This is a genomic window from Streptomyces sp. NPDC003635 (assembly GCF_053587635.1).
In genome coordinates this window covers 328,927-349,960 of record NZ_JBSFOK010000002.1, presented here as the reverse complement: position 1 = coordinate 349,960, position 21,034 = coordinate 328,927, and the positions used below count along the sequence as shown (strand labels likewise).

At 71.3% G+C, this 21,034-nt stretch carries 19 protein-coding genes and 1 tRNA gene; 11 read left to right on the top strand and 9 right to left on the bottom strand.

The annotated features are described in order from the left end of the window. The first annotated feature begins 127 nt into the window (after positions 1–127). A tRNA-Arg gene (locus ACWDRW_RS03635) sits at positions 128–200 on the top strand. Positions 201–391: 191 nt separating this feature from the next. After that, a complete protein-coding gene (locus tag ACWDRW_RS03630; RefSeq protein ID WP_451719510.1) occupies positions 392–889 on the top strand; it encodes a hypothetical protein in 498 nt (165 codons plus the stop codon). Positions 890–1,154: 265 nt separating this feature from the next. Here ACWDRW_RS03630 and ACWDRW_RS03625 read toward each other — a convergent pair whose 3' ends face one another. Together ACWDRW_RS03625 and ACWDRW_RS03620 are read right to left on the bottom strand one after the other, a co-directional pair. Beyond that, a complete protein-coding gene (locus ACWDRW_RS03625; RefSeq protein WP_451719507.1) occupies positions 1,155–1,595 on the bottom strand; it encodes a VOC family protein in 441 nt (146 codons plus the stop codon). Between the two features lie 119 nt (positions 1,596–1,714). Then, positions 1,715–2,707 carry an Lrp/AsnC family transcriptional regulator gene (locus ACWDRW_RS03620; RefSeq protein WP_451719504.1) on the bottom strand — a complete coding sequence of 331 codons (993 nt, stop codon included), beginning with the start codon at positions 2,705–2,707 and terminating at the stop codon, positions 1,715–1,717. Positions 2,708–2,851: 144 nt separating this feature from the next. Between ACWDRW_RS03620 and ACWDRW_RS03615 the strand changes: the two genes are divergently transcribed. After that, positions 2,852–3,226, top strand: a complete 375-nt coding sequence (locus ACWDRW_RS03615; RefSeq protein WP_451719501.1) for a VOC family protein — start codon at positions 2,852–2,854, stop codon at positions 3,224–3,226. Between the two features lie 189 nt (positions 3,227–3,415). Beyond that, positions 3,416–3,772: a hypothetical protein gene (locus tag ACWDRW_RS03610; RefSeq protein ID WP_451719498.1), complete on the top strand. Its 357-nt coding sequence runs from the start codon at positions 3,416–3,418 to the stop codon at positions 3,770–3,772. Between the two features lie 42 nt (positions 3,773–3,814). Here ACWDRW_RS03610 and ACWDRW_RS03605 read toward each other — a convergent pair whose 3' ends face one another. After that, a complete protein-coding gene (locus ACWDRW_RS03605) occupies positions 3,815–5,464 on the bottom strand; it encodes a cellulase family glycosylhydrolase (RefSeq protein WP_451719495.1) in 1,650 nt (549 codons plus the stop codon). Positions 5,465–5,546: 82 nt separating this feature from the next. Beyond that, positions 5,547–6,725, bottom strand: a complete 1,179-nt coding sequence (locus ACWDRW_RS03600; protein WP_451719493.1) for an MFS transporter — start codon at positions 6,723–6,725, stop codon at positions 5,547–5,549. Between the two features lie 70 nt (positions 6,726–6,795). Here ACWDRW_RS03600 and ACWDRW_RS03595 point away from each other — a divergent pair, with 70 nt between their 5' ends. From ACWDRW_RS03595 to ACWDRW_RS03585, 3 genes are read left to right on the top strand one after another with little or no spacing between them, the layout of a single operon-like run. Continuing rightward, positions 6,796–7,788, top strand: coding sequence for an ArsR/SmtB family transcription factor (locus tag ACWDRW_RS03595; protein WP_451719490.1), 993 nt, complete (start codon positions 6,796–6,798; stop codon positions 7,786–7,788). Then, positions 7,785–8,294: a glutathione peroxidase gene (locus ACWDRW_RS03590; protein ID WP_451719487.1), complete on the top strand. Its 510-nt coding sequence runs from the start codon at positions 7,785–7,787 to the stop codon at positions 8,292–8,294. The genes ACWDRW_RS03595 and ACWDRW_RS03590 overlap by 4 nt, the downstream gene beginning before the upstream one ends. A gap of 55 nt (positions 8,295–8,349) precedes the next feature. Next, complete coding sequence (locus tag ACWDRW_RS03585) at positions 8,350–9,219, top strand: MerR family transcriptional regulator (protein ID WP_451719484.1); 870 nt, start codon at positions 8,350–8,352, stop codon at positions 9,217–9,219. Positions 9,220–9,364: 145 nt separating this feature from the next. On the opposite strand, the gene ACWDRW_RS03580 is transcribed toward ACWDRW_RS03585, so the two are convergent. From ACWDRW_RS03580 to ACWDRW_RS03570, 3 genes are all read right to left on the bottom strand, one after another. Beyond that, positions 9,365–9,556, bottom strand: a complete 192-nt coding sequence (locus ACWDRW_RS03580; protein WP_451719482.1) for a DUF397 domain-containing protein — start codon at positions 9,554–9,556, stop codon at positions 9,365–9,367. 219 nt (positions 9,557–9,775) lie between these two features. Continuing rightward, a complete protein-coding gene (locus tag ACWDRW_RS03575; protein WP_451719480.1) occupies positions 9,776–10,633 on the bottom strand; it encodes a helix-turn-helix domain-containing protein in 858 nt (285 codons plus the stop codon). A 339-nt stretch (positions 10,634–10,972) separates the two neighbouring features. Continuing rightward, the gene (locus tag ACWDRW_RS03570) at positions 10,973–11,728 is read right to left on the bottom strand and encodes a GOLPH3/VPS74 family protein (RefSeq protein ID WP_451719477.1); all 756 of its coding nucleotides are present in this window, start codon (positions 11,726–11,728) and stop codon (positions 10,973–10,975) included. A gap of 217 nt (positions 11,729–11,945) precedes the next feature. Between ACWDRW_RS03570 and ACWDRW_RS03565 the strand changes: the two genes are divergently transcribed. Together ACWDRW_RS03565 and ACWDRW_RS03560 are read left to right on the top strand one after the other, a co-directional pair. Further along, entirely contained in the window at positions 11,946–14,381 is a 2,436-nt protein-coding gene (locus ACWDRW_RS03565; protein ID WP_451719474.1) for a D-alanyl-D-alanine carboxypeptidase, read from the top strand. A 233-nt stretch (positions 14,382–14,614) separates the two neighbouring features. Then, positions 14,615–16,429, top strand: coding sequence for an MFS transporter (locus ACWDRW_RS03560; RefSeq protein WP_451719471.1), 1,815 nt, complete (start codon positions 14,615–14,617; stop codon positions 16,427–16,429). Between the two features lie 6 nt (positions 16,430–16,435). Here ACWDRW_RS03560 and ACWDRW_RS03555 read toward each other — a convergent pair whose 3' ends face one another. Beyond that, positions 16,436–17,278 carry a hypothetical protein gene (locus tag ACWDRW_RS03555; RefSeq protein WP_451719468.1) on the bottom strand — a complete coding sequence of 281 codons (843 nt, stop codon included), beginning with the start codon at positions 17,276–17,278 and terminating at the stop codon, positions 16,436–16,438. A 76-nt stretch (positions 17,279–17,354) separates the two neighbouring features. On the opposite strand from ACWDRW_RS03555, the gene ACWDRW_RS03550 reads away from it, so the two are divergent. Together ACWDRW_RS03550 and ACWDRW_RS03545 are read left to right on the top strand one after the other, a co-directional pair. Then, positions 17,355–18,143 carry an SDR family oxidoreductase gene (locus tag ACWDRW_RS03550; protein WP_451719465.1) on the top strand — a complete coding sequence of 263 codons (789 nt, stop codon included), beginning with the start codon at positions 17,355–17,357 and terminating at the stop codon, positions 18,141–18,143. Positions 18,144–18,270: 127 nt separating this feature from the next. Beyond that, a complete protein-coding gene (locus tag ACWDRW_RS03545) occupies positions 18,271–19,842 on the top strand; it encodes a sodium:solute symporter family protein (protein WP_451719463.1) in 1,572 nt (523 codons plus the stop codon). Here ACWDRW_RS03545 and ACWDRW_RS03540 read toward each other — a convergent pair. After that, positions 19,839–20,951, bottom strand: a complete 1,113-nt coding sequence (locus ACWDRW_RS03540; protein ID WP_451719460.1) for an ADP-ribosylglycohydrolase family protein — start codon at positions 20,949–20,951, stop codon at positions 19,839–19,841. The two genes, ACWDRW_RS03545 and ACWDRW_RS03540, sit on opposite strands and share 4 nt — an antisense overlap. Positions 20,952–21,034: the final 83 nt, after the last annotated feature.

The following is a 21,034-nucleotide window of genomic DNA, read 5'->3' as shown; positions in this document are numbered from 1 at the left end:
GGGCCGAGGGCACACCCCGGAGCGGGGCCGGAGCGGGGCCGAGGGCGAACCACTCCCCGGCCCCGCGATCCACCCACCCGCTACACTGTCGGCGGCGGCGCAACAACTCTCGACCGCGCCACCGCGCGCCTTCGTAGCTCAGGGGATAGAGCACCGCTCTCCTAAAGCGGGTGTCGCAGGTTCGAATCCTGCCGGGGGCACAGAGTGAAGGGCTGGCTCAGGAGGTTTTCCTCCCAGGCCGGCCCTTCGTCGCCGATCGGCGCCGGTTCCGGCCCCATCACGGTCGTCGGTCATGTGCTGACAGATCAAGTGTCGACTCCGCCGACCTGATGTCGGTGCCGCCTGCTCTACTTCTCGGCACAGGGCAGGACGGTGGACGACGGAGACCGACATGGGCGTGCTGTACGACTACTTCCACGCGACCGACCGCACTACGGCGGTGAACCAGGCCATCGGCCCGGACGGCGACTGGCTCCGCGGTACGTCGTTGGAGGAGGCGGGCGCGGACTGGATCGACGCCAAGGGGTTGGACCCGAACGTCGCGCTGGCCCCACTGGTCGCCTACGCCGAAGGTGTCCCCTTCTCCGATCAGCGGGATGCGCCGGAGCTGGTCTGGCCCGAAACGCCGTATCCCCAGGGTGATCCCATGAATGTCGACTCCCCCTGGGACACGGGCCTGGTCCTCCAGCGACTTCCGGATCGCTGGCGGGACGTTCTCGCCGCTCTCCCTGAGGACATGATCCCCATGGTGGCGGCCCAGTGGTACGAGATCGAGGAGGTCGATTTCGCCGACCACCTCCATGCCAACGATGCGGTCGCCGCGTTCACGGCCCTGGCGTCCCGTGCGCGCATAGTGGGCTCCCACCTTTACTGCCGGTGCAGCCTGTGAGGCGGTCCGTGGGGCTGTCGGCCCGTTGCCGCCAGTGCGAAGCCGCGTCCGCTCCCCGTTGCTGTGCGCCACATGACCAGCGACGCCCCGACCTGTCCTGCGTGCGGACAGCCCATGACATCCGGTGGACTCGTACTCTCCAGGCGAGAGGAGCCGGGCGATCCCCTGGAGCGTGCCCGGTGCCCAAGCTGTTCCGATGACATCCACCGCTGATACCAGCAGGGGCGAAAGGCTTGGTGGCGCTGCTCGGATCGTCGGACGGTGCTCAGCTCAGTTGTTCGGCCAGGCCGACGATGATGCCCTCCGGGCCCCGGACGTAGCAGAGCAGGTAGCTGTTCTCGAAGCGGGCGATCTGGCCCATGAGTTCGGCGCCGTGCGGGCGCAGGCGGGTGACGGTGTCCTCGATGTCGTCGACGGCGAACATGACGCGGTGGGTGCCGACGATGTTGTGGGGGCGGTCGCGGGGGCCGGCGGCGATCGGCTCGGGGCTGCGGTACCTCGCCAGTTCGAGCCTGCTGTGGCCGTCGGGGGTGCGGAGCATCGCGATGTCGCAGTGGACGCCGTCGAGTCCCGTGCACTGGTCCGCGAAGAGGCCCTGGACCTCGCCCCTGCCCTCCAGTTCCATGCCGAGTTCCACGAAGAACGCGACGGCGGCGTCCATGTCCTCGACGACGATGCCGACGTTGTCCAGCCGCTGAATCGCCATGACGGTCTCTCCTTGTGCCTCGTGCGGCCGGTGGCGGCCGCTGACGTCCCTGGGACGGAGCCGGGGGCTCGTTCTCGACACGTACGGGCCCCCGCATTCCGAGAATTCCGGGCGCCGTCTCAGGTGCGCGGTATCAGGAGCGGGCCGGCGCGTTTGAGCCAGCGGGAGACGATCTCCGTCTCTGCGCGGTGCACGCCCGGGAGTGCGCCGAGGCGGTCCGCGAGGTAGGCGTCGAGTTCGTCGGTGGTGGCGAATTCGAGGATGGCGAGGATGTTGCTCCTCCCCGTGGTGGTGGCCGCGAACGCGACCTCCGGGTGGGAGCCGAGCGCGTCGGCGACGGCCCGGACCGCGGCGGGTCGCACGTCGAGCCAGCAGATCACGTCGATGTGGCGGCCGTAGAGCTTGGGATCGACCTCGACCTCGAACATCAGCACGCCCCGGCCGGTGAGCTCGCCGATCCGGCGGCGCACCGTCGATTCGGGGATCCCCGACGCGGCGGCGAGGCGGGCGACGCTCGTCCGTCCGTCGGTGGCGAGGAGGCCCAGCAGGCGCTCGTCGTCGTCCGACCGGGGTGTGGCGGCGGACGCCGTGGCCACGTCGGGCCCGGAAAGGGGCGGTGCCAGGGCCTCCCGTTCGTCCCGGGTGAGCGCCTGCAGCCTGCCCGGCCATCCGCCGACTCCGGCGAAGGGCGCGAGCAGGCGCTGGGCGGTCACCGTCCCCACGCCCGCACCGCGCCGGAACCGCTCGAGCGCGTTGCCCGTGCCGCCGGTCGGCACGGGGACGCGGAGGATGCAGCTGAGCCCGCCGCTGCCCGTAAGGGACGCGATCCAGGAGGTGTCGTCGCGGAGGGCGAGTCCGCGCGCGACGGCGTCGACCGACGTGGGTGCGGGCGTGACACGCAGGAACCAGTCCTCCTGTGCACGCCGGTCGTGGCGCGTGACGCCGACCACGCGCAGCGCGAGCCGGGACCGCAGTCGGTGGTAGCGGCGCGAGACGGCACGCTCGGACATGCCGAGAACCGTCGCCAGCCGGGCGAAGGACGCCCGCCCGTCGAGCTGCAGCGCGTGCAGCAGGCGCCGGTCGTCCTCGTCGAGCCTGACGTTTTCCGCCACGTCCACCGACCCTAGCCGCGTGATCCGCCATACCGCGACCGCGTGGACGACAGACCTCCCGGCACCGCCCAGATTGGGCGCATGACCCGGTTCGGGGTCACCCGGCCGCGCGCCGGACCTCCCCCTCCAGCTTCAGGAGACGTCATGCTCACCGTTCTGCCCATCCGCTACGTCGCCGACGTGGCGGCCTCCCGGCGCTTCTACGAGGGCCTCGGCCTCACCTACCGCACCGACACGGGCGTCGCGGTGTGGGCGCAGCTGGACGGCGGGGCCGGCGGGGTCGGTGTCCACGACGCCGCCGTGTCGAAGGGCCGCCCGCCCGGGACGGTCGAACTCGGGTTCTCCACCGACGAACGGCTCGAGGACGTGTCCGCCCGGCTCACCGCCGACGGCTACGAGCACACCCTCGTCGACGAGGACTTCGGCCGCAGCATCCGCGTCACGGACCCCGACGGCGTCGTCGTACAGATCCAGGAGATCGACCCCGAGACCGTGCGCCGGTCCCAGGCGCGGCTGTGAGACGGACGCCGGGGCGGCCCTAGTCGCCCTGGTCGGCGTGACCGTCCTGGTCCTCCTCGTGAACAAGGTCTGGGCCCAGCGTCCGAGAGGGCTCGAGATCGCCCTGCGCGCGGGCGCGGCGACCGTGACCGTGGCCGGCCTCACCCACCGCGCACCCGCACGGGAGCCGTCCGCGCCGATACTGAACCCGTGCGCACAGCATTCGCCCATGACGCGGTCCTCGTCATCGAAGCCGACGGTGATGTGAGGGCACCCGGCGCCGCCATCACGGTCGCGCTCTGCGGGCACTGGGAGCACGAGCCCCCGTGCCCGCTGGCGGCCCACCACACCGCCACCGAGCGCATCGGCGACGAGGTCCGGTTGCGCGTGCTGTTCGCCTCCGAGCCCGCGGACGAGGCGGAGTTGCGCGGGCGGATCGAGAGCGCGCTGTCCGAGGGCCGCCTCGACGGCCCCGACGGGCGCACCACGCGGTGGCGCCTCCGCGACACCCGCCCCGGCGTGGTCCACGACGACGAGCGCGACCACGCCGAGCGCCTCACCCGGTGAGACGGGCCGGAGGTCAAGTGAGGGCTCCGGCCCGTCCGGGGGTCAACTCGTGCCGCAGGTCCCCCCGTTCAGCGTGTACGTCGTCGGGGGCGCGTTCGTCGTGTTCTTCGTGCCCGTGAAGCCGACCGTGACCGAGCCGGCGGCCGGGATCGTGGATGTCCAGGAGGCGGCGGTCACGGAGACCGCGCTGCCCGTCTGGGTGGGGGTGCCGCCCCACATGTTCGTGACCTTCTGGTCGTCGGGGAAGGTGAAGGCCAGGGTCCAGCCGTTCACGGCCGTCGTGCCCGTGTTGCGGATCGTGATCTCCGCCTGGAAGCCGCCCGGCCACTCGTTGGACACCCGGTAGCCCACCGCACAAGTGCCCGCGGGGGTCGCCGTCGTCGTCACGGCCGCCGTCGCCGAGCGCGGCGAACGGTTGCCGGCCGCGTCGCGGGCGTAGACCGCGAAGGTGTACGACGTGTTCGCGGTGAGGCCGGTCAGCGTCGCCGTCCTCGTCGTGGACGACGCCACCACCGTCTCCGTCCCTCCGCTCACCCGCACCACGTCGTACGCCGTCACGCCAACGTTGTCAGTGGCCGCGGGCCAGGTGAGCGTCGCCGAGGTCGCCGTAACCCCCGAGGACGTCGGGGTCCCGGGCGCCGTCGGGGCCTGCGTGTCGGGGGCCGTGCCGCCGAAGATCGTGGCCTCCTTCGAGGTCTGGGCGATGCCGTTGGCGCCGTTGAAGATGCGCTGACCCCAGGAGCTGAGCCGGTTCGGGTCGAAGCCGATCGCCAGGTCCAGGATCGGGTCGGTGTTGCCGCTCCAGGACCAGGCCAGGTAGCCGAGGTCGAGCTGCTCCGCCGCGGCCATCATCGTGTCCTCGTCCGGGTCGCCCCACTGGTCCGCGGGGCCGCCGAACTCACCGATGAGGATGGGGAGTTTCGCGGTGACGAAGGCGTTCAGGTAGTCGGTGATCTCCGCCGCCGTGTCGTACACGCTGTACATGTGGATCGAGAAGATCAGGTTGCCGGTGGTGTCCGCGGCGTACACCGCCTGGGCGTTGGCGCGCATCACGCCCTGCCAGTCCTGGCCCCAGTTGGGCGCGTCCACCATGATCGTGTGCTCGAAGCCCGCGGCCCGCAGCTTCTTGACGGCGGCGATCGTCGGGGCCGTCCAGCCCGCCGGATCCGTGTTGCCCCAGGGCTCGTTGCCGATGTTGACGATGACGTGGTTCTCCTGGCCGGCCAGCACGTCCTTCAGGCCGATCCAGTAGTCCGCCGCCGAATCCAGCGTGGCGGCCGCCGCCTCCTCGCCGTAGCCCGTGGTGTCGTGCACCTCCAGGACGCAGATCAGCCGGTTCGCCCTGCAGTCGGCGATGACCGCGGCGACGTCCTCGGGCGTGTTCCGGGTCCAGCGGTGGCCGTTGGACAGCACGACCCGCACGCTGTTCGCGCCGAGCCGCTTGATGTCGGCCAGCGACTGGGTCCGGTCGGGGTACCAGGTGTGGGCGTGGTTCACGCCGCGCATCACGAAGTCGTTGCCGTTGGACTCCAGCAGGCGGCCGTCGCTGATGTGCAGGCCGGTGGCCCGTGGGGCGACGGGCGGCTCGGCGGCCCCGGCGGGGGCCGTGCCCAGGGCCAGCAGACCGAGCAGCGCGGCCAGCGCCGTGAGCAGGGCGGTTAAGGGGATTCGTCTCGTGCTCTGTCTTCTCACTGCGACTCCAGTAAGCGCCGGAAACAGGGACAACCACAGAAACATGGGAGCGCTCCCATAAACGCACTCGGGCAGGGACACGTCAAGATGTCGGGCAGGTCCGAGTGTGCTCGGCACGCAGGCCCGGCGCGAGGGAGGCCGTCACCACGAGGGAGAGGGCGGCCATGGCCGTCATCGCCGTTGCCGGAGAGGTGAGTTGAGCGAGGGAGCCCGCCACCGTCGCGCTCGTTCCCTGCCACGTGAGCATCCCGGCGGAGTGCAACCCCAGGGCATGGCCGCTCAGTTCGTCCGGGGTCAGGGCCATCAGACGCTCCTGCTGGACGAGGCTCGCGCCGAAGCCGACGGAGGCGACGGCGACCGCGGTGGCGGCGAGCGGCAGCGCGGGGTGCAGGACGAACAGGAGGTACGGCGCCGCCAGCAGACACAGGAGCGGGACCCCGAGCCGGGCGCGCCGCGCGGGCGGGAGGAGGCGGCCCACGGTGACATCGCCGACCAGCATGCCGAGGGCCGCGCAGGCGAACAGGGTCCCGGCGGATTCGGGGGCGTAGGAGACGTAGAGCGATTCGCAGCCCACCACCAGGCCGTTGGGGATCCACAGCGCGAGGTAGACGGTCCGGCGGGGGCGGGAGGACCACAGCAGGGCGTTGGCGCGCCAGGTCGTCGAGACGGAGGGGCGGCCCGAGGCGCGGGGCGGGCGGGGGGTGAGGCCGAGGCGGACCACGGCCGCCGCGAGGACGTACAGCAGTGCCGAGAGCAGCAGGCAGAGGCGGGGCGAGAGGAGCGTGACGAGGACGCCGCCCGTCGCGTAACCGGCGATCTGCATGATCCCGCTCATCATGTTGAAGACCGAACGCCCCGTCAGATAGGCGTCCTTGGCGAGGATCTCGTTCAGCAGGCCCCAGCGCACTCCCCCGCCGAGCGAGGCGACGAGGCCCTGCGCGAGCAGCACGGCGAACACGGCCCGGATCGGCAGGCCGGGGACGGCGAGGACGGCCGTGGCCGCCGCGAAGGCCAGCGAGAGGCCCGTCAGGGTCGCCCTCGGGGGCAGGCGGTCGGCACCGGAGAGGAAGAGGGACGCGCCGAGCACCTGGGCCAGCGAGGGTCCGAACATGCTCACCGCCGACAGCAGCGGGGAGTCCGTCGCCCGGTACACCAGGGTGCCGAGCGCCAGGCCGCCGACCGTCTGGGCCGCGATCTGGGCCGAGGAGGAGAGGAAGAGAGGGGTGAACTCGGGGGTGCGGAAGAGGAGTCGGTAGCGCATGGGCGGAGTCTCCGGCGGGCCGCGCGGGGCCGGTTAATGTTTCGCGTGGGCACGAAAGGTGGGGGGCGTCATGGGCTGGTGGCAGATCAACGCGGACACGCTCGCGCGCAGCCGGTTCGTGCTCTCGCCGCTCGCGGAGACCTTCGCGAGTCTGAAGCTGCTGCAGGCGGGCGTGGGCGCGCATCCCGGGGAGCGGGACTGGCTGCGCGTCCACCGGCCCGGGTACCGGGCCCTGCTCGCCGCCGACCCGGTGACCGCGCTGCTGGTGCGCGCCGGGCTCGGGCGGGACTGGATCGCCGACTTCCTCACGCCGACGCCCCGGGACGGAGAGAGCTTCGAGGAGGGCGTGGCCCGGGTCCGCGCCGCCCGTCCCGAGGACGCCCGCGCCCACCTCGCCGTGTCCCTGGCCGGCCCGCTCCCCGCCGAGCTGGACCGGGACGACCTGCCGTCCCGGGCGGCGGCGCTTCTCGCATACGTCTGGCACCAGACCGTACGACCGGACTGGGAGCGGCGCCGACGGGTCCTGGAGGCGGACGTGGTCGCCCGGACCGTCCAGGTGAGCCGGTACGGCTGGGCGGCGGTGCTGGACTCGCTGCGGCCGGGGACCCGCTGGCTCGGGGAGAGCAGGTTCCAGGTCAACCGGCACGAGTACCCGCCCCGGGAGCTGTCCGGTGCGGAACTGGTGTTCGTACCGGTGACACCGAGGGCGGGGTGGGTGGCATGGGAGGGGTTCGAGCGGTACGCGGTCGTGTACCCGTGTGTCGGAGCGCTGGCCGAGGAGGGCCGACGACCCGCCCCGGCCGGACTCGGGGCCCTCGTCGGCGCCGCCCGGGCCACGGTCCTGACGCTGCTCGGCTCACCCCTGAGCACGACCCAGCTGGTCGCCGTGACCGGCCAGGGGCTCGGCTCGGTGGGCGGCCACCTGCGGGTCCTGCTGGACGCGGGCCTCGTGGAGCGGCGGCGGGCGGGGCGGTCGGTGCTGTATGTGCGGACGGCCGCGGGCGAGGTGCTGGTGGAGGCGGCCGGAGCGGTGTCACCCGGCGGAGCTAGCATCCGAGCATGACTGTAGACAGCAGCAACGGCAGCCCCCTGGACGTCCCGATCGGCGCGCTCACCGGTGGCTCCGCCGATCTCAAGCAGTACGCCGGCCAGGTCGTGCTGGTGGTGAACGTGGCCTCCAAGTGCGGGCTGACCCCGCAGTACGCCGGGCTGGAGCGGCTGCACGAGCGGTACGCGGAGCGTGGGCTCACCGTGCTCGGGGTGCCCTGTAACCAGTTCCTCGGGCAGGAGCCGGGCAGCGCCGAGGAGATCGCCGAGTTCTGCTCGGCGACGTACGGCGTGACCTTCCCGATGACCGAGAAGGTCGAGGTGAACGGCGAGGGGCGGCACGCGCTGTACGAGCGGCTCGTCGGCTTCGCCGATGCCGAGGGGCACAGCGGGGACATCCGCTGGAACTTCGAGAAGTTCCTGATCGGCCGGGACGGAAGCGTCGTCGCCCGGTTCTCGCCGCAGACCGAGCCGGACGCCGCGGAGCTCGTCGCGGCCGTCGAGGCGCAGCTCGCGGGTTGACCTTGCCCCTGGGGCAGGGCTGAGCCTCCCTGTCACCGGGCGGAAGAGCCGCCCGGTGACGGAGGATGAGGCCGTGGACGAGGAACTGCTCACCATCGGCGCGTTCGCCGCGCGGGCACGGCTGTCCGCCAAGGCGCTGCGGCTGTACGACCGCCTGGAACTGCTGGCGCCGGCGCGGGTCGACGAGGTCAGCGGTTACCGCTACTACCGCGCCGACCAGGTCGAGCGCGCGCGTCTGGTGGCGCTGCTGCGCCAGCTCGACATGCCGCTCGCCCGGATCGCGGAGGTCGTCGGTGCACCGGACGGGATCACCGCCGCCGGCCGGCTCGACGCCTACTGGGTGGACGTGGAGACGCGGGTGGCGGGTCAGCGAACACTCGCCGAGTACCTCCGTGGACGGCTGTCGGGGAGGAGCTCCGAGATGTACGGAAAGTTCGTGGTCGAGACGGTGGACGTGCCCGCGCAGGTGCTGATCACCGAGACCCGGCATGTGCTGGCGGGCGAGCTGCCGGCCTGGATCGGCGCCTCGCTGGGGCGTCTCGAGGAGGGGTCCCGGGAGTGCGGCGGCATCACCGGGGCGCCGTTCGTCGTGTACCACTCCGATGTGTCGATGGAGAGCGACGGCCCGGCCGAGGCCTGCGTGCCGGTGGCCGACGAGGCGGCGGCCCGGGCCTGGGTCGAGCGGCAGGGCCGTACCCGTGCGACGAAGCTGCGCGTCGAGCCGGCCCAGCGGCTGGCGTACACCAGGATCACCAAGGCGCAGGTGGCCCATCCGCAGATCCTGGCCGCCTTCGAGGCGGTGGAGGAGTGGATCCCGGGGCAGGGGCTGCGGATGACCGGCCCGTGCCGTGAGGTCTACTTCGCCGACTGGGACGCGGCGGGCCCGGAGGACCCGGTCTGCGACGTCGCCTTCCCCGTGAGGTGAACGGCCGTGCCCGGCGGACGCGTTGTGCGTTCGCCGGGCACGAGCCGAGCCCCCTCGGCAAGGACGGCGGGCTGGTCGAGAGGGCTCTCGCGTGATGCTTGCGCGGTTGTCGATCGTCATCGGCCAAGGCTCAGGGGGCGGCCCCTTACGCCTTGACCGAGGCCACGAAGGCGCTCCACGCGGTCGCGGGAAAAGCCAGGACGGGACCCTCGGGGACCTTGGAGTCCCGGACGGCCATTGCCGACAGGACAGGGGACTTGATCTCGACACACGCGCCATTGCCCTGCGAGTACGAGGACTTGACCCACGTGTCCGTGACACCCTGCTTGATTGCCATGTTCGCTCCGGTAACCAGTTGCTGAGTTGCTGACCGCGTGCCGTGCGGGTGCCTTCCGTCCGCACGGCACGGTTTTCGCCAATCGGTGTTGCTCGATGGCGTGATCGACGCTACTCGCCAACATCGAGGTGCGGAGCGACTATTCACTCGACTGGATGGCATATTCCAGTGGGGACTTCCGCCACGGGCGGGCGAAGGTGTATCTTCCGGCGCCGCAGCTCAGCGCGCGTAGTCCTTGGCCACGTCGGCGATGAACTCCCGGCTCTGGTCGGCGTTCAGGGCCTGGGCCCGCAGGTGCTCGTACATCACGCTGTACTTCTGTACGTCCTGCGCCTTCTCCAGGTAGAGGTCGCTGGTCACGCCCTCGATGTAGACCACGCTGGAGTCGGCGGCGTCCGGGAACTCCAGGATCGCGTACTGGCCGCTCACGCCGGGGTGCGCGCCCATGGTGAACGGGATGAGCTGCACGGTGACATGGGGCAGCCGGGACATCTCGATGAGGTGGTCCAGCTGCTCGATCATCACGTGCCGACTGCCCACCTCGCGACGCAGCGCCGCCTCGTCGAGGACGGCCCACAGGCGCAGCGGGTTGTCCGGGGCAGAGATACGTTCCTGTCGGCGCAGCCGCACCTGGACGCGCTTGTCGATGTCGACCGGGGTGACCTCCGGCAGGGCGCCCGAGATCAGGGCCTCCGCGTAGCTCTTGGTCTGGAGCAGGCCGGGGACGACCTGGGGGTCGTAGACCCTGAGGCTCGCCGCGTCCGTCTCCAGGCCGATGTAGACGCTGTACGGAACGTCCCCGAAGGCGTGCCACCAGCCCTGCTGGCGGGAGTCCTTGGCCATCTGCATCAGGGAGTCGACGATCCGGTGGTCCTCGACCTCGTAGACCCCGCACAGGTCGCGGACGTCGCGCTGGCTGATGCTGCGGCGGCCGTTCTCCAGGCGGCTGATCTTCGACTGGGAGACCAGCAGCCGCTCGGCCACTTCTTCGGCCGTCATGCCCTTGAGTTCGCGGAGCCGGCGCAACTCCTGACCCAGCCGGCGGCGCCTGACAGTGGGATTGACATTGGACGCCACGGGACGTGCACCTCCGGCTGCATGTACTGCTTGCGACTTTGCGTATCTGCTGTTGAGCAGACTGCCACCAAGGTGCTTTCTACCGCTGGGAAACGGTGGATATGCGCTATGTAAGCGCCAGTTCAGAGCCCTGACCGAATCCTTCCGTACATGCGGCCGCGCGGGGCGGCGGGACCGTGTCGTCGTCCGGACACGTACGGTCCCGTCGCCCCGCGCGGACCAGCGGCTCCCGAACCGGCCTTGGGGACTGCGGTGCGGCGCTCGTGGTGCGTGGTGCGTCGTGCGTGGTGCGTCTTGCGTCGTGCCGACTGCGGTGACGTGACGTCGTGGAACTGCGGCTCAGTGAGCCACGACGCGCGCCATCGAGCCTCGGCGTGGCTGCATCGGAACGCCACGAGCGGGTTCCGGTGCGGCCCTGCCGCCCGCGGCCGGTTGGCGGCCCGCCGGGGCTGGGCTGCGGCGCGGCTGGGCCGCGACGCCGTTCTGGACGTCCATCACGGCGTGCGCGACGAGACCGCCCATGGGGTCGTGCCTGATCAGATCCCGCAGCCGGGACCGCGAGGACCTGCCCTCGTTGCCCGGATACAGGTGCTTGCCGAGACCGACCGCGTGCGCCAGTGCGGCGAGCGCCGCGGTCCGCGGGTCCGGCGGTACGCCGGTGCGGATCGCGGAATCCAGCCGTGACCGGATCTCCCGGCTGATGGCGGTGTCCGTCGCCTGGTAGCGCGTCGTCGGCAGCACCCCGCACATCTGACCGGGTACGGCGGCGACCATGCCGCACCGCTCCAGATGCGAGAGGTACGTCTGGCGCAACCCCAAGCGGGGTCCGCCGATCCAGTGAACGGCACGTACGGGAGCGCCACGCCTGCGCAGCAGCTCCAACGCACAGTCCAAAGTCGGATCTCCAGTCGGCCGTGGTGCCACCACGGCGATACGATCCCCGTCTGGGGCTATCCGTCCGGCCAGCGCCAGCTCCACTAGCTGTGCTCCGGCCAGACCGAGGTCGAGCGACTGCGGCTGCGCAGTGGTACCCGTGGCCGGGTCCAGTGCCAGCAGCAGAAGCTCCTCCGGAATTGTTCTGCGGCTCCTGCCCATCCATGCCTCCCCGCGTGGATGAAAGACAGGGTGACCCCTCTCACATTGGTCTGTCGAGGGTGCGTGACCTGTTTGTGAGGGAACCAGTAGGTATGTCGTTCTCGTCTATCGCATCGGTCAGGCCCGCACACAGGACACTGGTACATGGTTCGGACAGCGCTGCGGAGCAGTGTCCCGGGCGGCGGCGATTGAGACGATCACGGTTTAGGAGGCATCGGTGGCGGGCGAGTCCCCCGACAGTTCGAAGCAGCGCGAGTCGTCGGCAGAACCGACGTCGGGGAGCGCGGTTCCGGTTCCGGAGTCCCGGAGCGAATCCACCGACCCCCGTCTCGCGATGACCCGCGGCGGCGTGGACACGGCCACGCGCGTGTTGTCGTCCCGCGACCTGGCGGAGGCCAGAAAGCCGGCGCCGACGACGGAGGAGTCCGAGCCCGAAGAGGCCGAGACGCCCGCGAAGGCCGAGACCGAGAACTCCGAGACCGAGAAGGCCGAGAAGGCCGAGAAGGCCGACTCCCAGCAGCCCAAGTCCGGCGACGACCGGCTGCGTGCCGCCGTGGCGGCCTGGGTGGCGAGCGGCGACGAGAAGGCACCGGCGGCCGACACCGAGACCCCGGCAACCGCGGACAAGGGCGAGGCGTCCGACGAGGAGACGGGCTCGGCGGAGGCCGCGGACGCGGAATCGGACGCGGAATCGGAGGAGACCGGGGAGGTCGAGGCAGAGGCGGACACCACCGCCGAGGCACCCGAGGAGACCCCGGAGACCGAAGCCGAAGCCGCGCCTGAGACGGACGCGGCCGCCGAGACGGAGACCCAAGACGCCGAGGCGGAGGAGCCCGAGGCCGGGGCTGAGGCAGAGACGGAGGCGGAGGACAGGCCGTCCACCGACGACGACGCCGAGCCGAGCACCGACCCTGAGGCCACCGACGCCAAGCCGGGCGGCGAGCCGAAGGCCACCGACCCGAAGGCCACCGACCCGAGGGCCGCCGGCTCGAAAGTCACGGCCCCGAAGGCCGCCCCCCAAGACGCTCCCGCGGCCGCCGACGGCGCGGACGCCCCGCAGGGGCCACCCGCACCCGACGACGAAAGCGGCACGGGTGGTGCGGGTGGGAGCGAGGCGGCCGACGGCGAAGCCGAGGACGCCCCGAAGCCCGCCGCCAAGGCCGTGGATCAGCCCACCACCGCCTTCCGCGCCGTCCGGCCCCCCGTGGACCAGCCCACCAGCAAGTTCGTCGCCCTCAAGCCCGACCTGCCGGTAAAGCCCGCAACACCCGCGACGCCCGCAACACCCGCGACCTCGGCGAAGCCCTCGGCACCCGACGCCACCGCCGCCGTCCCCCAGGTCGGTCCGGAGCGCACCACGCAGCAGCCGCTGCCGCCCAAGCCCCCGCTCGACCTGCTCGCCGAGCTGACGAACACCCCGCCGCCCCCGGACACGCCTGTCCGCACTCTGGTCCGCCGGGTCAAGATCTGGACCCCGCTCGTCCTGCTCCTGGTGATCGCCTTCGCGATCGTGCAGGCCGTACGACCGGTCCCCACCCCCACCCTCGACCTCACCGCGCAGGAGACGTACACCTTCGACGGCGGCAAGGTCGACATCCCCTGGCCGCAGGAGGGACAGGCCGCCCTCGACGTCCAGGGCATCGGCACGTTCGGCTCCTCCGGTGAGCAGAAGCCCGTCCCGATCGCCAGCGTCGCCAAGGTCATGACCGCCTACGTCATCCTCCGCGACCACCCCCTCAAGAGCGGCGAAGAGGGCCCGAAGATCGAGATCGACCAGACCGCCGAGGAGCAGTCGGACGCCGGCCAGGAGTCGACCGTCGACGTCTTCGCCGGTGACTCCATCACCGAGCGGGAAGCCCTGGAGAGCATCCTCATCGCGTCCGCGAACAACGTGGCGCGTCTCCTGGCCCGTTGGGACGCGGGGTCCGAGAAGGCGTTCGTGGCGAAGATGAACGCCGCCGCCGAGGACCTCGGCATGACCAACACGACGTACACCGACCCCTCGGGTCTGAACAACACGACCGTCAGCACCGCCGTGGACCAGGTCAAGCTCGCCAAGGCCGGGATGGAGTTCCCCGCCTTCCGCGAGGTCGCCGCGATGATGTCGTACGACGACTACAAGGGCCAGAACCACGGCAACTGGAACCAGCTCGTCGGCAAGAACAACGTCGTCGGCATCAAGACCGGCACCACCACCTCCGCCCTCGGCAACCTGGTCTTCGCCGCGAAGCAGGACGTCGGCGGCGAGACGCGCACCATCGTCGGTGCCGTGGTGCGCCAGCCGGACACCGGCAGCGGCATCCTCGCCGCCGCGCTCAACGCGGGCGACCAGCTGATCCGTGCCGCGCAGGGCGCGCTGGAGTCCAAGACGCTGCTGAAGAAGGGCGAGGTCGTCGGATACGTCGACGACGGACTCGGCGGCCGTACCCCGGTCGTGGCGACGAAGGACGTCAAGGCGGCCGGCTGGACGGGCCTGAAGGTGGAGCTGGACTTCGCCGCGGACGCCGTACCGCACGAGGCGAAGGCCGGCACCAAGGTCGGCACGCTCACCGTCGGCGACGGTGGCACCGCGGGCGCGGTCAAGGTCCCGGTGGCGCTCCAGAGCGACCTGGTGGAGCCCGGCTTCACGGCCAAGCTGACCCGCATCGGCTGAACCGCCGGGCCGACCCGCATCGGCTGAACCGCCGAGGTCGCACCGCCCGCGCCGCAGCCCACCGACCGGCCCCACCCGGGAGCCGCCCGGTGGGCTGCGTGCTAGCGTCACGAAACGGGTCAGGTCGTCGCCCACAAGGCGTGACCGGAGAACCCTCAGAGTCAGGGCCGACAACACGCGGGAAACGGGACGCGGCCAGAACAGAAGACAGGACACCACAGGGAGCCTTGACGGTGGCCACCGCTGAGCCGACACGCACCGACGACGCCGATCCGGGCCCGGAAACCGGCCCGCGAATAGACGTGCCCGAGGAACCAGCCGCGCAGTCCCCCCTCCTCACCGTGCGTGAGCGGCTGCTGCGCCACCCGGTCCTGTCGGTCACGGCCCTCGCCGGGGTCCTGCACATCGTCTGGTTCTTCACCTTCGCCAACAGCGGCGGCGACCTCGCGGCGCAGGACGCCTGGGCCGAGTTCGTCGGCCGGCACCCGGACTCGGCGTACAACCTCGCCTGGTACGGCGGGATGCACCCGGTGTCCTACAGCGTGGTGTCGCCGTATCTGATGTCCGTGCTGGGCGTCCGTACGACGATGATGATCGCCGGGACCGTCTCCGCCGGGCTGCTCACGCTCGTCCTGCTGCGCAGCCGGTCCGTGCGCAATCCGCTGTGGGCGGCGCTCGCGGGCGTGTTCGCGCTGCTGTGCAACGCCGCCTCGGGCCGGGTCACCTTCGGTCTGGGCACGATGTTCGCCCTCGGCGCGGTGGCTGTGGTGTTCTGCTGGCCGTACCGCTGGCGCTACAAGCGCTGGGCGAAGGCCCTGTGCGCCGCCCCGCTGGCCGCGCTCGCGACGATGGCCTCGCCGGTCGCCGGACTGTTCGTGGGTCTGATCGCGGTGGCGATGTTCCTGCAGAAGAGACGTCCCGGCGCCTGGGCGCTGGGGCTCGCGCCGAGCGCGGTGGTGGCGGTGTCGGCGTGGCTGTTCCCCTTCTCGGGGACGCAGCCGATGTCGTTCGCCTCGGCGATCCTGCCGTTCACCTCCGCGGTCCTGGTGCTCTTCCTCGTGCCCAAGGAGTGGACGACGGTCCGGCTGACCTCGGCGGTCTACGCGCTGTCGGTGCTGCTGGTGTGGCTGATCAGCTCGCAGATCGGCTCCAACATCACCCGGCTGCCGATGCTGTTCGCGGGCGTGGCACTGGTGGCGGCCCTCCCGTTCACGGTGCCGCGCTCGCGCAAGTGGTACGCCGTCGTGCTGTCCGTCGTCGGGTTCACGGTGTGGATCGGCGTGAAGTCGGTCGACGACGTCGTGCACACCACCCCGGCCGCCTCCTGGGCCCGGGAGCTGGCGCCGCTGGTCAACGAGCTGCAGGAGGTCGGCGCCGAGAAGGGCCGGGTGGAGGTCGTCCCGGCCCGCTCCCACCGCGAGGCCTCCGCGCTCGCGCCGTACGTCAACCTCGCCCGCGGCTGGAACCGCCAGGCCGACATGGAGCGCAACCCGCTCTTCTACGACGACACCCTGAACTCGGCGAACTATCTGGAGTGGCTGCGGCGCTGGGCCGTGCACTTCGTGGTGGTGCCGAAGGACGATCCGGACGGCGACGGCGGTGAGCGCGAGCGGGAGCTGGTGCAGCGCGGGATGCCCTATCTGGAGCAGGTGTGGGGCGACGCGAACTGGCAGCTGTTCCGGGTGATCGACCCGGCGCCGCTGGCCGAGCCGAACACCGTGGTGGAGCGGGCCGAGCAGGGCGAGTGGACGATGCGGGTGACCAAGCCGGGGCGGGTGCTGATCAGGATCCCGTACTCGCCGTGGCTGAGCATCGTCGACGCCGAGGGCCACAAGCTCGACCCGCCGAAGGAGACCGAGGCCTCCAAGGACCGTCCCGACGGCGAGCCGAAGACGTACGACAACGTCAACGGCTGCCTGTTGGAGACCGAGGAGGACGCCCTCGGGGACAAGTGGACGATGCTGGTGGCCCCGAAGGCGGGCACGTACCGGCTGGCGGCGCCCTATGACGTGCCGCGCGGCACGCCGTGTCCCGACGCCCTGAAGTGACCCTCCTCAGCGGAGCTGGTCGACGTACCTGTCGGTGCCCGGGACGGTCGGGACGAAGGGGGCGAGCAGTTCGATCCGGCCGAGCCCCTCGGTGCTCAGCTCCGTGAAGTACGGCTCCCAGCACTCCCGCGGGTCCGTCTCCAGGAACCACAGCAGGGTCAGCCGGGTGTCGACGCCCTCGACCTGCTTGACGTAGGTCATCCGGTCGCCGGGCAGCGGGGTCGGCCGGAAGATCGTCACCATCGCCGCCGGGGAGCCCGCGAGGCGCCCCGGCAGGTGGCGCGAGCGCAGCCACTCCAGCAGCTCGGCCCGCCGGTCGGCCGACTCCGCGTCGACGACCTCCAGCACGAGCCCCCGGTACGGGTGGTCCAGCGCGTGGAAGTCACGCGGGCCCGCCGCCCCGTCCCGGTACACCGTCGTCTCGTGGTCCTGGAAGGCCGTGAAGACGTGGGTGCGGTCCTGGTGGACGCGGGCGTCGCGGTTGAGGCGCTTGTTGATGGCCACCGTCCACCGCATGTGGTCGTCGTAGCGGCCCTCGGTGATCCAGTACGTCGAGAGGTAGCAGCCCGCGGTGACCGGCTGGGCGACGGCCGACTTCTCGGGCACGCGCAGGAGTTGCAGGTCCCGGGTGGCGACCCAGCGGCGGCCCGCGTACATCCAGGGCATGGCCATGGCGCCGGCGTAGTAGTGATCGTCCTCGTACCAGCGGTTGTAGGCGTACTCGTGGCCCGGGTGCGGTTCGACCATGGTGATCAGGGCATGGCCGGGGCGGACGCCGTACGGGCCGACGGCGGCCAGTTCGGCGTAGACCTCGCTGCGGGTGTCGCTCCCGCGGTCCTGAGCGCTCATGCGGTTCCCCTTTCCTGCGGTCGCCCATACTCTGACGCTCCGTCAGATAGAGCGCCAGAGGCCGGGAGGGGTCGGGATGTCATTGCTCGCGGGCAGGACCGTGGTGGTGTCGGGAGTCGGTCCCGGACTCGGACACCAGGTGGCGGCGGCGGTCGTACGGGACGGCGGGAACGCGGTGCTCGGGGCGCGCACGGAGGCCAACCTCGCCAAGAGCGCGGCCGAGATCGATCCGGGCGGGGCGCGCACGGCGTACCGTCCGACGGACATCACCGACGAGCGGCAGTGCCGCGCGCTCGCCGAGCTGGCGCGGGAGCGGTTCGGGCGGATCGACGGCGTCGTCCATGTGGCGGCCTGGGACAGCTACTTCGGGGGCCTGGAGGACGCGGACTTCACCACCTGGCAGTCGGTGCTCGACGTGAACCTGCTGGGGTCGCTGCGGATGACGCGCGCGTGCCTTCCGGCCCTGCGGGACGGCGGCGGCGGTTCGGTCGTGTTCATCGGTACGCAGTCGGCGGTGGCGGCGCCCTCGCAGGTGCGGCAGGCCGCGTATGCCGCCTCGAAGGGGGCGCTGACCAGCGCGATGTACTCGCTGGCGCGGGAGCTCGGGCCGTCCCGGATCCGGGTCAACACCGTGCTGCCGGGCTGGATGTGGGGGCCGCCGGTGCAGGCGTACGTCCAGTTCACGGCGCAGACGGAAGGGGTGGCCGAGGCTGTCGTCCTGAAGCGGCTCGCGGACCGGATGGCATTGCCGGAGCTCGCCACGGACGGGGATGTGGCGGACGCGGCGGCGTTCCTGGTGTCGGATCGCGCACGAGCGATCACTGGGCAGTCTTTGCTGGTCAACGCGGGGGAGCTGATGCGATGAGTTCATACATGTGAACCAAAGCCATGTTCTCGAATACTTTTACCTTCCCTTGACCCTACGCTCACTTGTCGTGCTCACGCAGCAGTGCGGACGATGAGCGCCGGGCTGAACCCCTGGGAGGGCGCACATGAACGGTCTCGACTGGGCCGTGCTCATCGGCTATTTCGGCGTGATGGTGGCCATCGGCATCTGGTCGCACAAGCGCGTGGACAACGTGAGCGACTTCTTCACGGCCGGCGGGAAGATGCCGTGGTGGCTCTCCGGCATCTCGCACCACATGTCGGGCTACAGCGCGGTGATGTTCACCGGGTACGCGGGGATCGCCTACACCTACGGTGTGACGTCCTTCGTCACCTGGTCCTTCCCGATCGCCCTGGGCATCGCCATCGGCTCGAAGCTGTTCGCGCCGCGGATCAACCGGCTCCGCTCACGGCTCCGTGTGGCCTCCCCGCTGGAGTACCTGAAGAACCGGTACGACCTGAAGACGCAGCAGGCGCTGGCATGGTCCGGGATGCTGCTGAAGATCGTGGACGTGGGCGCGAAGTGGGCGGCGATCGCGACCCTGTTGTCCGTGTTCACCGGGATCTCGCTGAACCAGGGGATCCTCATCACGGGCTCGATCACGGCCGTGTACTGCACGATCGGCGGGCTGTGGGCGGACGCGCTGACGGAGCTCGGCCAGTTCGTGATCCAACTCCTGGCCGGTGTGGCGATGTTCGTGGCCGTGGTCGTCGAACTGGACGACAAGGGAATCGGGTTCTTCGGCGCCTGGGACGAACCGGAGCTCCAGGGCCACGGTGAGCCGCTGGTGGGGCCGTACGGGACCGTCTTCCTGCTGGCGTTCCTCTTCATCAAGCTGTTCGAGTACAACGGCGGCATGCTCAACCAGGCGCAGCGGTACATGGCGACGCCGAACGCGCGTGAGGCTGAGCGGTCGGCGCGGCTGTCGGCGGTGCTGTGGCTGGTCTGGCCGTTGGTGCTGTTCTTCCCGATGTGGATGTCGCCGCTGCTGGTCGAGTCGCAGAAGCCGGACGGTTCCGACTCCTACGGCCTGATGACGGAACAGCTGCTGCCGCACGGCCTGTTGGGCCTGGTGATCGTCGGCTTCTTCTCGCACACCATGGCGATGTGCTCCTCGGACGCGAACGCGATCGCGGCGGTGTTCACCCGGGACTGCGCGCCGGTGGTGTGGCGCAGGGCGCGGAGCTGGAGCCAGGGTCAGGGGCTGCGGGTGGCCCGGGTCGCGACGGTGGTCTTCCTGGGCCTGTCCATGGCGGCGGCGACCCAGGTGAACTCACCGACGTTCGGGGACATCATCACCGTGGTGATCAAGTGGGTGGCCGGTCTGATGGGCCCGATGGCGATCCCGATGATGCTGGGCCTGCTGCGCCCCTTCCGCCGCTCCGGCCCGACGGCGGCGCTGACCAGCTGGTCGCTCGGGCTGCTGGCCTTCTGGCTGGTGAACTACCCGATCAGCTGGAGCATCGAGGGCGGGGTACCGCTGCAGTACCAGGTCTCGATCCCGCTCGCGGTCTCCCTGGTCCTGTACATCCTGGTCGGCTACATCAAGCCGGAGGACACCCCGGAACGCCTGGCCGTCATCGAGAGGATCAACACGGACGACGACAGCGCGGCGGCCGCGGTACCGGCCCCCGCACCGGCCGGGGACGACGTGGTCGGCATGCGGGTGAAGGACTAGCGCGGGTAGCGGGCCAGCCAGCCCGGGGAGGAGCCCGCCGGGCCGTGCAGGGCCGGGCCCTGGGTCATCTCCATCGCGAAGTCGTCCGCCAGTTCCAGGATCGTGGGACGGCCCTCCAACTCGGCCAGCCAGGCCGGGGGAAGGGCCGTCTCGCCGTGCAGGGCGCCCAGGAGGCCGCCGGTCAGGGCGCCCGCCGCTCCGGACGGGCCGCCGTGGTTCACCGACAGGCACAGGCCGTGCCGTACGTCCTCGCCCACCAGGGCGCAGTACACCGCCGCCGCGAGGAGACCGTCCGCCGTGGCCTCGCCCAGCAGTTCCTCGACCCGCGCCGGCGTCGGCATCCCCTGCCGCACCGCCCCGAGCGCGTGCTGGAGCGCCGCCGAGACCGGCTGGTGGCCGGGGCGGGCCGCCAGCAGCGCCAGCGTCCGCTGGACCGCGCCGTCGAGTGACTCCCCGCAGGCCAGGCCGTGCACGATCACCGCGTACGCGCCCGCCGACAGGTATCCCACGGGGTGGCCGTGGGTCTGCGCCGCGCACTCGATGGCCAGCTGGGCCACCAGTTGGGGCTCCCAGCCGACCAGGAGCCCGAAGGGGGCCGACCGTGCCGCCGCCTCCGGGCCTGCCTCGCCGGGGCTCTTCGGCGTCTCCGGCGTGCCCATCGTCTCGTCGCCCAGACCGATCAGCAGCGACCGCGCCGGATCCCGCCGCGCGTACAGCCACTCCTCGCGGGCCAGCCAGCCGTCGTCCTTGCGCCGCTCGTCGGGACCCCAGTCCCGCTGGGTCGCCGCCCACCGCAGGTACGCCCGGTGCAGGTCCGTCGGCGGATGCCAGGCGCCGGTGTCCCGGCGGACCTGCGCGCGTATCAGCCCGTCGACCGAGAAGAGGGCGAGCTGGGTCAGATGCGTCACCGCGCCCCGGCGGCCGTAGCCGAGCCCCAGATCGACCAGGCCCTCGGCGCCGTACGCCTCCCTGATCTCCGCCAGGCTCAGTGCGTCCACGGGCGCGCCCAGCGCGTCCCCGACCGCGACCCCGAGCATCGTGCCGCGCACCCGGCTGCGGAAGTCCTGCTGTTCGGAACGGCCCCAGACCGGGCCGGCTGTCGCACCCACCAAGACCTCCCCGGGACACCGTGCGTACGTAGACCGCTCAGCACTGTAATCGACCAGGAACGGTCGGTTCAGGGCATGGAAGG

Excerpts from the sequence above, each read along its gene's own strand:
- ACWDRW_RS03615 (WP_451719501.1), top strand. The coding sequence starts at position 2,852 with ATGCTCACCGTTCTGCCCATCCGCTACGTCGCCGACGTGGCGGCCTCC.
- ACWDRW_RS03580 (WP_451719482.1), bottom strand. The coding sequence starts at position 9,556 with ATGGCAATCAAGCAGGGTGTCACGGACACGTGGGTCAAGTCCTCGTAC.
- ACWDRW_RS03555 (WP_451719468.1), bottom strand. The coding sequence starts at position 17,278 with ATGAGCGCTCAGGACCGCGGGAGCGACACCCGCAGCGAGGTCTACGCC.
- ACWDRW_RS03550 (WP_451719465.1), top strand. The coding sequence starts at position 17,355 with ATGTCATTGCTCGCGGGCAGGACCGTGGTGGTGTCGGGAGTCGGTCCC.
- ACWDRW_RS03570 (WP_451719477.1), bottom strand. The coding sequence starts at position 11,728 with ATGGGCAGGAGCCGCAGAACAATTCCGGAGGAGCTTCTGCTGCTGGCA.
- ACWDRW_RS03600 (WP_451719493.1), bottom strand. The coding sequence starts at position 6,725 with ATGCGCTACCGACTCCTCTTCCGCACCCCCGAGTTCACCCCTCTCTTC.
- ACWDRW_RS03625 (WP_451719507.1), bottom strand. The coding sequence starts at position 1,595 with ATGGCGATTCAGCGGCTGGACAACGTCGGCATCGTCGTCGAGGACATG.
- ACWDRW_RS03545 (WP_451719463.1), top strand. The coding sequence starts at position 18,271 with ATGAACGGTCTCGACTGGGCCGTGCTCATCGGCTATTTCGGCGTGATG.
- ACWDRW_RS03630 (WP_451719510.1), top strand. The coding sequence starts at position 392 with ATGGGCGTGCTGTACGACTACTTCCACGCGACCGACCGCACTACGGCG.
- ACWDRW_RS03595 (WP_451719490.1), top strand. The coding sequence starts at position 6,796 with ATGGGCTGGTGGCAGATCAACGCGGACACGCTCGCGCGCAGCCGGTTC.
- ACWDRW_RS03590 (WP_451719487.1), top strand. The coding sequence starts at position 7,785 with ATGACTGTAGACAGCAGCAACGGCAGCCCCCTGGACGTCCCGATCGGC.